The organism is Streptomyces sp. NPDC047043, from assembly GCF_040644055.1.
GTDB lineage: Bacteria > Actinomycetota > Actinomycetes > Streptomycetales > Streptomycetaceae > Streptomyces.
This window is the reverse complement of sequence record NZ_JBEYVO010000006.1, coordinates 292294-303324: the sequence shown is the minus strand read 5'-3', so window position 1 is coordinate 303324 and position 11031 is coordinate 292294. Positions and strand designations below refer to the sequence as shown.

At 70.4% G+C, this 11031-nt stretch carries 10 protein-coding genes; 1 reads left to right on the top strand and 9 read right to left on the bottom strand.

The genetic code is table 11. From position 1 onward, the window contains the following. Nucleotides 1–158: 158 nt before the first annotated feature. Both ABZ880_RS12160 and ABZ880_RS12155 read right to left on the bottom strand, forming a co-directional pair. Entirely contained in the window at nucleotides 159–1433 is a 1275-nt protein-coding gene (locus ABZ880_RS12160) for an ATP-binding protein (protein WP_361260445.1), read from the bottom strand. A gap of 44 nt (nucleotides 1434–1477) precedes the next feature. Further along, a complete protein-coding gene (locus tag ABZ880_RS12155) occupies nucleotides 1478–2155 on the bottom strand; it encodes a response regulator transcription factor (protein WP_058928367.1) in 678 nt (225 codons plus the stop codon). Nucleotides 2156–2450: 295 nt separating this feature from the next. Here ABZ880_RS12155 and ABZ880_RS12150 point away from each other — a divergent pair, with 295 nt between their 5' ends. Next, nucleotides 2451–3989, top strand: coding sequence for an oligopeptide:H+ symporter (locus ABZ880_RS12150; protein ID WP_361260443.1), 1539 nt, complete (start codon nucleotides 2451–2453; stop codon nucleotides 3987–3989). Nucleotides 3990–4043: 54 nt separating this feature from the next. Here ABZ880_RS12150 and ABZ880_RS12145 read toward each other — a convergent pair whose 3' ends face one another. From ABZ880_RS12145 to ABZ880_RS12115, 7 genes are all read right to left on the bottom strand, one after another. After that, nucleotides 4044–5294 (bottom strand): hypothetical protein, encoded by a 1251-nt coding sequence (locus ABZ880_RS12145; RefSeq protein WP_361260556.1) that lies wholly within the window; start codon nucleotides 5292–5294, stop codon nucleotides 4044–4046. Between the two features lie 71 nt (nucleotides 5295–5365). Continuing rightward, nucleotides 5366–6445 (bottom strand): hypothetical protein, encoded by a 1080-nt coding sequence (locus ABZ880_RS12140; protein ID WP_361260441.1) that lies wholly within the window; start codon nucleotides 6443–6445, stop codon nucleotides 5366–5368. Then, a complete protein-coding gene (locus ABZ880_RS12135; protein WP_361260439.1) occupies nucleotides 6442–7266 on the bottom strand; it encodes a hypothetical protein in 825 nt (274 codons plus the stop codon). Before ABZ880_RS12135 ends, ABZ880_RS12140 begins: the two co-directional genes overlap by 4 nt. 29 nt (nucleotides 7267–7295) lie before the next feature. Next, nucleotides 7296–7979: an LPXTG cell wall anchor domain-containing protein gene (locus tag ABZ880_RS12130; RefSeq protein ID WP_361260437.1), complete on the bottom strand. Its 684-nt coding sequence runs from the start codon at nucleotides 7977–7979 to the stop codon at nucleotides 7296–7298. Between the two features lie 171 nt (nucleotides 7980–8150). Beyond that, nucleotides 8151–9413, bottom strand: a complete 1263-nt coding sequence (gene serS / locus ABZ880_RS12125; protein WP_361260435.1) for a serine--tRNA ligase — start codon at nucleotides 9411–9413, stop codon at nucleotides 8151–8153. Nucleotides 9414–9706: 293 nt separating this feature from the next. Further along, the gene (locus ABZ880_RS12120; protein WP_361260433.1) at nucleotides 9707–10294 is read right to left on the bottom strand and encodes an ATP-binding protein; all 588 of its coding nucleotides are present in this window, start codon (nucleotides 10292–10294) and stop codon (nucleotides 9707–9709) included. A gap of 237 nt (nucleotides 10295–10531) precedes the next feature. Continuing rightward, complete coding sequence (locus tag ABZ880_RS12115) at nucleotides 10532–10909, bottom strand: STAS domain-containing protein (RefSeq protein ID WP_361260432.1); 378 nt, start codon at nucleotides 10907–10909, stop codon at nucleotides 10532–10534. Between the last annotated feature and the right edge of the window lie 122 nt (nucleotides 10910–11031).

The following is an 11031-nucleotide window of genomic DNA, read 5'->3' as shown; positions in this document are numbered from 1 at the left end:
CCCTCCGGTGGCCGAACCGGCTTCCGGCGACTGCCGCAGCAGCTTCCTTCCGGCGCCCTATATGCACCCTGCGCCCCACTCCCCCGGCGGCCGGCTGACTCACGGCTGCCCACCGGCCCACAGCCGGCTGCCCCGCCGGGGTCGGCCGGCACCGTCGCCTAGCGCACCGTCGTAGGTTCCTCGTCCGTCGGTGGTCTCTTCAGGGGGGTACGCGACAGGAACAGGCCGAATACCGGTGGCTGGGTCTGGAGCATTTCCAGGCGGCCGCCGTCTGCCTCTGCGAGGTCGCGGGCCACTGCGAGCCCGATGCCCGTGGAGTTGCGGCCGCTGATCGTGCGCTCGAAGATGCGGGCGCCCAGGTCCGCCGGGACGCCGGGGCCTTCGTCCGTCACCTCGACCACCGCCTGGTTGCCGGTCACGCGGGTGCGCAGCGCCACCGTGCCGCCGCCGTGCATCAGGGAGTTCTCGATCAGCGCCGCCAGCACCTGCGCCACCGCACCCGGGGTGCCGACCGCCTGCAGATGCCGCTTGCCGGAGCTGACGATCGCCCGGCCCACGCTGCGGTACGCGGGGCGCCACTCGGCGAGCTGCTGCTGGATGACCTCGTCGAGGTCGAAGGAGACCGCGCTGCCGGTGCGCGGGTCGCGGGCGTTGGTGAGAAGACGTTCCACCACGTCCGTCAGCCGCTCGACCTGCGTGAGCGCGACGTTGGCCTCCTCCTTCACCTGGTCCGGGTCGTCGGTGAGAGTGATCTCCTCCAGCCGCATCGACAACGCCGTCAGCGGCGTGCGCAGCTGGTGGGAGGCGTCCGCCGCCAGCCGCCGCTCGGCGGTGAGCATGCGCGCGATGCGCTCGGCGGAGCCGTCGAGCACGTCGGCGACCCGGTCCAGCTCCGGGACGCCGTACCGCTTGTGGCGGGGACGCGGATCACCGGACCCGAGCCGCTCGGCCGTCTCGGCGAGGTCGGTGAGCGGGGATGCGAGCCGGTTGGCCTGGCGGATGGCCAGGAGTACGGCGGCCACGACCGCGAGCAGCGCGACCAGGCCGATGATCAGCAGCGTACGGCCGACCTCCCGGCTCACCGTCGAGCGCGGCTCCTCGACGACGACGGTCTCGCCCTTCTCGCCCGTGGCGTGACCGCGGATGACGTCGCCCTCCGGCCGGGTGCCGACCTCGATGGCCGGCTTGCCCGGGATCCGGACGACGGCGAACCGCTCCCCCGTGACCTGCCCGCGCAGGATCTCCGCGTTGACCGTCCCGTCGTCGATGAGCCGGCTGTCCACGATGCTGGCCACCCGCTGCGCCTCGGAACTCACCCGTTCCTGGGCGCTGTTGCTGATGGTCCGCGTCTCGACGATGACGAGGGACACGCCGAAGACGGCGATCACGACGAGCACCACGGCGAGCGTGGACTGGATCAGTCGACGGCGCATGTCCTCTGTACCTGCTGTACCTGGGGCGGTCTACGGGCTGGGGTTCAGCTCTTCTCGAAGCGGAAGCCCACGCCTCGTACCGTGGCGATGTAGCGGGGGTTCGCCGCGTCGTCGCCGAGCTTCTTGCGCAGCCAGGAGATGTGCATGTCGAGCGTCTTGGTCGACGACCACCATGTGGTGTCCCAGACCTCGCGCATCAGCTGGTCACGCGTGACCACCCGGCCGGCGTCCCGCACCAGAACCCGCAGCAGGTCGAACTCCTTGGCGGTGAGCTGGAGTTCCTCGTCGCCCATCCATGCGCGGTGCGACTCGACGTCGATCCGAACGCCGTGCGTGGCCGGCGGCTGCGCCGGCTCCGCGGCACCGCGCCGCAGCAGGGCCCGGACACGGGCGAGCAGTTCGGCGAGCCGGAAGGGCTTGGTGACGTAGTCGTCGGCGCCGGCGTCGAGACCGACGACGGTGTCCACCTCGTCGGCACGCGCGGTCAGGATGAGGATCGGCACGGTGTGGCCTTCGGCGCGCAGCCGGCGGGCGACCTCGAGGCCGTCCATGCCGGGCAGACCGAGGTCCAGCACGACCAGGTCGACGCCGCCCTGCATGCCGGCGTCGAGTGCAGTGGGGCCGTCCTCGCGCACCTCGACCTCGTAACCTTCCCGGCGCAGGGCGCGGGCCAGCGGCTCCGAGATGGACGCGTCGTCCTCGGCGAGCAGTACACGGGTCATGAGGTGATGGTAGTCCGCTCTTGACATGTGCTGGGGTGTGATCGGCACGCATGATTCTTACCTTTGGGCGTACCGGTGGGAACCTGTGTCTATGGGGTGCGATCTTGGAAAAGACCTTGGAAAAGGGTGTACGGTTCCGCGTCTACCTGTGATCCATCTCTCAAGTCCTTCCATATCCGGCAGTGTCCTGCCGTATGGTGAAACAACGCCTGTAGCACTTCGCGGACCTTTGGCGACCACTTGACGCTGAAGGTCTCATTTGTGTGCGGTAAACCCCCACCAGCAAGGAACGACCATGGCGTCCAGCTTGACGAAGGACTCGGTGCGCCCGGGCACCCCCGGCTCCGAGAAGACCTTCTTCGGCCACCCTCGCGGTCTGGCCACCCTCTTCATGACAGAGATGTGGGAGCGATTCTCCTACTACGGCATGAAGGCCCTGCTCACCGTTTACCTGCTCTCCGGCGGCCCCGGCGCCGGCAAGGGGAGCATGGGCGGCGGCCTGGCCATGGACGTGGCCACCACCACGGTGATCGTCTCCGTCTACTCGGCGATGGTGTACCTGCTCGCCATGCCCGGCGGCTGGCTCGGCGACCGCGTCTGGGGCCCCCGCAAGACGGTGGCCATCGCGGCCGTCACGATCATGGCCGGCCACGTCACGCTGGCGCTGCCCGGCGGCCAGGCCCCGTTCTTCGCGGGCCTCGCGCTGGTCGCGGCCGGCTCCGGTCTGCTCAAGGCCAACATCTCCACGATGGTGGGCCACCTGTACGACGGCCCGGACGACCCGCGCCGTGACGGCGGCTTCACGATCTTCTACATGGGCATCAACGCCGGTGCGTTCTTCGCTCCGCTGGCCATCGGCACCGTCGGCCAGAAGGTCAGCTGGCACCTCGGCTTCGGCATGGCCGCGGTCGGCATGGCGATCGGCCTGGCGGCGTTCCTGCTCGGCACGCGCAACCTGAGCCCGAAGTCGAGCGTCGTCCCGAAGCCGCTGGCGGCGGAGGAGCACGCGGCCTTCCTGCGCAAGGGTCTGCTCTGGGTGATCGCCGCGACCGTCTTCTACGGTGTCGTCGGCCTCACCGGCCACTTCACGCTGAACTGGGCGATGATCCCGCTGACGATCATCGGTCTGGTCGTCCCGGCCGGTGTGCTGCTGCGCATCAAGCGGGACAAGGATCTGTCGGCCACCGAGCAGTCGAAGATGACCGGCTACATCTGGTTCTTCGTCGCGGCCGCCGTGTTCTGGATGATCTACGACCAGGGCGCGTCCACCGTCCAGGCGTTCGGCGAGGGCAAGGCGGCGACGTCGCTGCTCGGCTTCGACTTCCCGACCTCCTGGTACCAGTCGCTGAACCCGCTGTTCATCATGGCGCTGGCCCCGGTCTTCGCCTGGATCTGGGTGTGGCTGAACCGCCAGGGCAAGGAGCCCAGCACCATCGTGAAGTTCTCGATGGGCCTGGTCCTGATCGGCGTCTCGTTCTTCTTCTTCCTGGTCCCGCTCGCCATGGCGGCGGGCGGCACCGCGGTCAGCCCGATGTGGCTGGTGGGCATCTACTTCATCCAGACCGTCGGTGAGCTGTGCCTGTCGCCGGTGGGTCTGTCGGTGACGACGAAGATGGCTCCGGCCAAGTACGCGAGCCAGATGATGGGCGTGTGGTTCCTCGCGGTCACCGCGGGAGACTCGATCACGGGCCTGCTGTCCAACCCGGCGATCGCGGGGGTCGACCTCAGCGGGACGCCTGCGGTCTTCGGCGAAGCGGCACTTGCGGCTCTCGCCGGGTTCGCGGTGTGGATGTACCGCCGGAAGGTGAAGTCGCTGATGGGTGACGTGCACTGAGTTCGACGCGCTGAAGAGGGCCACTGCACTGCAGTGGCCCTCTTTGTCATCGCTCTAACTGCTCCTCCGCTTCGGCAGGAACGTGAACACGCCCGCGCCCAACAGCACCGCCGTACCGGCCACCAGCCCCAGGGCCTTCAGCGCACCATGGTCGTCCGAACCGGTCTCGGCCAAGCCCCCGCTCGACGACGAGGACGACGTGCCGCCCGAACTCGACGACGAGCCGCCCGACGCCCCGCTCGCCTGTTCCGTCGTGTCCAGGGTCAGGGAGACCTCTGTCTTGTCGGGCTTGCACGTGGTGGTCGTGCCCAGGGCGTTGATCGTCAGGACGCCCGGGGAGAGCGTCGACCTGCCGTCCGCGCCCGGCTTGTAGGTGCCGGTCAGGTCAGGGATTTCGATCGGGTCGCCCGACTTGATGTCCTTGGCGTTGGTGGGCCCCTCGACGTGGACCGTGCCCTTGTCCGCGCCGCCCAGGACGACCTCCATCGACGGCTTGACCGAGCCCTTGGGGATGTCGGCCGGGCTGTCCATCACCGACTTCTTGAACTGCACGGTGAGGTCGAAACTGCCGCCGTTCTTCTTGGCGTTGATCTGGATGGGCGAGGTCGCCTTCTTCTCACCGATCGGCGACTGGCAGGTGTACGGGATCTCGACCTCCTTGCCGGTGAAGTCCGTCTGGTCGCTGCCCGTGCCGTCGCTTGCGGAGGCGGAAGCCGATGCGCTGCTCGTGTCGGAGGCCGAGGCCGAGGGGGATGCCGACTGCGAGGCCGAGTCCGTCGGGTCCGGTGTCGTGCTCGACGTGCTTCCGTCCCCCGGCGCCACCTCGATCGTCGCCGCCTTCTGCACCGTCTCCGTAGGCGTGCACTTGGTGTCCGTCGACATCGCGTTGACCGTGTACGCGTCCGGTGTCAGCGTCACCTCGCCCGGCGCCGTCAGCTTCAGCGTGCCCTTCATGTCGGACAGCACCATGGCGCCGCCCTTGGGGATCGCCGGGTTCTCCCGCGCCCCCTGCATCGCGATGTCCGCGGCCTGCGCGCCGGCCGCCTTCAACACCCCGGACGGCTGGACCGAGTTGGCGGGCAGGTCGATGATGTCCGGGTTCTTGGACGCGGCCTGGACGAACTTCCATACGACGTCCACCGTGTCGCCCACCTTCGCCGTGGCCGGCGCGGTGATCTCGACCTTCGTCGTGCCGTCGACGGGATCGATGCCCGCGGGCGGCACACAGTGCGTCGCGAACGACACCTCCGCGGCCTGCGCGGTCCCGGCGGCCACGCCGAGCAGCACGCCCGCCCCGCCGAGCACCAGCGCGGCACCCGCCGCACCCGCTCTCCGGACCCGGTCCACGCCGACCGGTATGACTCTCCTTCGCTTGCTCACGTGGGTCCCTTCCTGGTGGGAGTCGTAGGACTCGTCGGGCTGTCGTCGTGCGGTGCGGAGAGCCTCCCGGCCGTGCCCGGATCGGAGTCCGGGGTGAACCACGGCAGGGTCGAGTCGGAGGCGGGTTCTTCGTCCGCCCTGGGTGTCGTGAACTTCGGCATGCGCAGGGTCAGTTCGGGCATACGCAGCCCGCGGTGCCGCAGGCCGCCCGCGCGCCGCGGCCGTACCCGGTCCACGACGGCCATCCCGGCGCGGAACACCGCGGCGGGCACGACCACGCACACCAGGATCCAGAACAGGGTCACGCCCCAGGGCCGGCCCACGCCCCAGGGCTGCTCGGCGAGGACCTTCCCGCCGTACTTCAGGGAGACGGTGTAGTCGCCGTGCGCGCCCGACGTGAGTTCGAAGGGCAGCTTGATCTGCGCCTTCTTGCCGGGCGCGATGGTGCCGCGCCACTGCTGCTCCTCCCACTGCGGGGCGAACACGCCGTGGGAGGTACCGAGTTGGAAGACGGGGTTCTTGATCGCGGTCGTACCGGCGTTGCCGACGGTGAAGACGAGGCTGCGGGCGGGCGGTGCGCCGAACCAGGTGAGCAGGCCGCTGGAGCCGTCGAGCCGGGTGTCCGTGAGGACGGACAGACGCCCGCCGGACGGCTCCGTGGGCAGCGGTTCCACCGCGTGTCCGGCCACCTGGAGGACCGCGTCGGCCTGCGCCTTCGCGCCCTCCACGGTCGCCACATGCACCACGCACGGGCACGGCACCGGCGGCTCGGCCACCGGCAGCTTCTTGCTGAAGCTCCCCTTGGCGTCGGTGGTGACGGCCCGCCCGTCGCCGTTGGCGCAGGAGTTGGTGCCGCCGATCACGCCCCGCGAGGGCGTGGACTGCCCGCAGATCAGCATCATCAGCAGCGCGTGCGACCGCCAGCCGCTGCCGCTCACGGTGATCGAACCGCCGGTCCCCGCCTGGGACTTGGAGAGCTTCACGCTCGGCCCGTCGGCCGTCGCCGTTCCGGTCATGGGCAGCAGGAGCAGCGCGAGCACCGCCAGCAGCGCCGAAATCCGCAGCTTGCCGTTCACGTCACCGCTCCCGTCAACTCGACTTCCGTAAGCGGGGGTTCGCGTAGTTCGTCGGGCTTACGGCGCCTGCGACGTCGTACGGCCGACAAGGCGCCCCCTGCCGCCACCGCCCCCGCAACCCCGACCACCGCACCCCACGGCACGAACCGTGCCGACGCCCCTGCCGAGTCGTGCGCGCCGCCCGCCGCCGTCACCGTGAGGCGTACGTCGACGGCGTCCAGGGCGGGGCGGTCCGGCCACGGCTCGGTGAGTTGCAGGCGGCGGCCGGGCGCGAGGCGCAGGGGCAGGGTGCGCGAAGGGCGGTCGAGGACCGGGCCGAAGAGACCGTGCGCGTGCACCGCGAGGCTCGGTACGAGGGTGGTCGTACCGCGGTTGACCAGGTCGTACGTGATGCGGTCGCCGTGCACGGACACATGCTCGACGGTCAGCGCGGACAGCGCCGGTCCGCCCACCCGCAGACGGACCGGAACCTCGGCAGTGCGGCCGTCCTGGTCGCGGGCGACGATCTCGCCGCTGCGGTCGCCGCGCGCGCTCACCGTGAACGGGATGTCGGCGCGGGTGCGGGCCGGCACCCGTACGCGGCTCTCGGCGAAGGTGACCGGAACGCCGCTGCCGCTCAGCCGCACCGTGACCGCCCGCCCGCTCCGGTTGGTCACGGACACCGTGTCCTGCAGCACTGTCCCGGGCGCCCCCTCGGCGTAGAAGGTGGGGCGTCCGCCGCCGGAGGGCGCGACGGACCAGCCGTCGGCGGCGGAGGCCACCGGGGCAGCGGTCAGCACGAGCAGGAGTGACACGAACAGGACACGGGCGGCAGACGACATCCGGCGGCTCCAGCGGTCGTTCGGGTGGTTCAGCGGCGAGCCGTCTGGTTCCTTCGCGTGATCCACAGCGCGCCCGCCGCACCCGCGAGGAGCACGGTGCCGCCGAACGTGCCCAGGGCGATCGCGGAGTCGTCGGGGCCGGTCCGCGGGAGCGAGGAGCCCGACTCGCTGCCGCTCTGGCTGGTCCCGCCGGAGCCGCCGCTCGCCGCCGTCACGTCCAGCGTCAGTGCCGGACCGGGGCTGTTGGACGGCGTGCACGTGGTCGTCGTACCGAGCGCCTTGATGGTGAGGATGCCCGGGGTGAAGGTGACGCTGCCCGTCTTCTTCGGGGTGTAGGTGCCCGTCAGGTCATTGATCTTGATGGGGGTGTTGGCCGGGATGGCGGCCTGGTTGGCCGGGCCGCTCACGTTCATGGTGCCGCTGTCGGCGCCGCCCAGCTTGATGGTCGCGCTCGGGTTCATCGCACCCTTGCCCAGCTCGACCGGGCTGGAGGAGACACCCTTCTGCCAGGACATGGTGATCTTGTAGCCACTGCCGCTCTTGACGCCCTTGATGTCGATGGGCGAGACGGCGCTCTTGTTGCCGATCGGCGTCTTGCACTGGTAGTTGACGTCGACGACCTTGGCCTCGGCTGCGGGGGCGGCCATCAGCACCGCCGAGCCGGCCAGAGCCGCGACGGACGCGAGCGCGGCGGTTCGTTTCCGGTACGACACGATTTCCGCTCCCTTTCGGTTTCCTGACGGCACATCAGATCGGCCGTCAAGGTACGCCCGGGCTCTTGAGGAGGGAAGAGAAGGTGCGCGCCGGAGTTGTGGGGATCCGGCGCGCACGAAAGGGGGTTCGAGTGGAGGGAGCGGCCCGAGGGTGACCCTGGGTAACCCGAGCTAGTGCGCCCGCAGGGCCTCCGGCAGGCCCCACCGCCGCAGCACGTCCGGCACTTCCACCGTCCCGTCGGCCCGCTGGTGCTGCTCCAGGATCGCGGGCAGCAGCCGGCTGGTGGCGAGGCCCGAGGCGTTGAGGGTGTGGACGTACGCCGGTTTGCCGCCGCCGGCCGGGCGGTAGCGGATGCCACCGCGCCGGGCCTGGTACTCGCGGGCGTTCGACACCGAGCTGACCTCGGCGTACGCGCCCAGGCTCGGCAGCCAGACCTCGACGTCGTAGGTCTTGGCCTGCGCGGGGCTGGTGTCCTCGGCGGCGAGTTTGGTGACGCGGTGGTGCAGGCCGAGTCCGGCGACCAACTCCTCGGCACGAGCGAGCAGTTCGAGCTGGGCGGCCTCCGAGTCCCCGGGCCGGGCGAACTGGAACAGCTCGACCTTGTTGAACTGGTGACCGCGCAGCGTCCCGCGGTCCGCGGTGCGGTAGCCGCCGCTCTCCTTGCGGTAACAGGGCGTGTAGGCCACGTACTTCAGCGGCAACTGGTGTTCGTCGAGGGTCTCTCCGCGGTGCAGGTTGACCAGGGCGGTCTCGGCGGTGGGCAGGAGGAAGTGCTCGCCCGTGCGGAAGACCTCGTCGGCGAACTTCGGGAACTGGCCCGCCGTATAGCCCGCTTCGTACGTCAGCAGGTGCGGCGGCAGCACGAACTCGTAGCCCGCCCGGCGGTGGGCGTCCAGGAAGTGGTTGAGCAGCGCCCACTCCAGGGCGGCACCCTCACCGCGATAGATCCAGTGGCCGTTTCCGGCGAGGGCGGCGCCACGCCGGTAGTCGACCAGGCCGAGGTCCTGGGCGAGGTCCACATGGTCCTTGGGCTCGAAGTCGAAGGCGGGCGGGGCCCCTACGGCCCGTACGACTTCGTTGTTCTCCTTGCCGCCGGCCACGACGTCCTCGTCGGGGAGATTGGGCAGGGCGTCCAGGAACTCCTGATGCCTCCCGGCGAGTTCGGCCAGCCGGGCCTCCGCCTCGGCGAGCCGGTCGGTGAGGTCCTTGGCCCCGGCCTGGAGCTCCTCGGCCACCTCGCCGGCCCGGCGCCGTACGGCGATGTCCGCCGAGACGCGGCGACGCTCGCCGCGCAGCCGCTCCACGGTCGTGCGGGCCTCGCGGAAGGCGGTGTCCAGGGCGAGGAAGGCGGGGATGTCGGCGTCGACCGCGCGCTTGCGCAGGCCGTCGCGGACCTGGTCGGGATGGTTGCGGATGAGGGTGACGTCGAGCATGGTGCGCGCTCCGTCCGGTTCTGCCGGAACGGCACACGCCGCCCCGGGGTGGGTCCCTCGGGGCGTGGGCGAGAGGGTGCTCGCGGTGCCACCACGCCTTCACCGCCGTACGTACGAAAACTCACGGCCGTACGACGGTCTCGTTGTGGCCCGATGACGGGGGCCGGCCGGCGGGGCATTTCCTCCCCGCACTCGGGAGTGGATTCACCCGGGCCCGCGTGGACCCCGGCTACTTGTCTCCGTCAGCGCGTTGCAGACGAGGGTAGGCAGCAGGTCCCGGGCGGCCAAGTGAATTACGCCGGTGCGCCCAGCTCCGCCCACACCGTCTTGCCCGCCGTTCCCGGTGTCCGTACGACCCCCCAGTCCAGACAGAGCCGCTGCACGATGAACATGCCGTGGCCGCCGGGACGGCCCGCGCGGTGCGGGGTGCGGGGGGCCGGCTGGCCCGAGCCCCTGTCCGAGACCTCGATGCGGATCACCTTCCTGTCGCAGGCGATCCACAGCTCGTCCGGGCCTTCGGCGTGCAGACAGGCGTTCGTGACCAGCTCGGAGACCACGAGCAGCACGTCCTCGGCGGCGGCCCGCTGGTCGGCGGTCGCGGCGGGCAGCCAGCCCCACGCGTACAGCGCCTGGCGGGCGAAGTCGCGGGCGAGCGGGACGACGCCGCTCTCGCCGTCGAAGTTCAGTCTGCGGACCTGAGGCCCGCCGGACGACGCGGACGCGGCCGACGACGGGCTCACGTCCCCTTCGGACGCCCCGGCCACCGCCGGCACGCCCCTGTCGGACGCCCCCGTGCTCGGCGTGCCCCCCTCGGACGCCCCGGAAGCGCCGCTGGGCTCCGGGCCGCGGTCGCCCGGCGAGTAAGGCCGGGTCGTGCTCATCAGCGCTTCACCTCACCGATTCACCGGTTCACGATTCAAGAGTCAGTACGTGGCTCGACGGTCAGTACGTGGCTCGACGGGAAATCCGTCGCCGTACCGCCGACATGTTCAGGATGTCTCCTGCCCGACCGAACCGGACGAACACCCCCTTGTTCGGCACGGCCGGTGTGACGCCCGGAAAGTGCCGGTCACACAGAGGCGACCGGCACATCACACAGGGTCGACGGGCTCGCCGGGTCAACCGGTCTCGTCGGCCAGGGCGGCCTCGAGGGTGTCATGGACGGTGAAGACCGCCTCCGCCCCGGTGATCTCGAAGACGCGCGCCACCACGGGCAGCATCCCCGCGAGATGCACCCCGCCCCCCGCGGCCTCCGCCTTCAGTCGCGCACCCAGCAGCACGTTGAGCCCCGTGGAGTCGCAGAACTCCAGTCGTGAGCAGTCCACGACCAGTCGGCTGAATCCCTTGTCGAGGCAGTCCTCGAGTGGCTCACGCAACAAATCGGCCGTGTGGTGATCCAACTCACCGGCCGGGGTCACGACGGCGCTGGAGCCCTCTTCCCTGACCTCCACCAGTAGCCGGCCAGACTGTGTGCTGCCGACCGTCCCGCGGTCCATGCCGTCTCTTCTCCCGACGTCGTGGCTGCTGACGTACGCCCTCGAACACTACGCCTTCCTCACACTCTCCGACACCCGAACAACCGCCCACAAACGGACATATCCCCACAGAAAGCACTTGC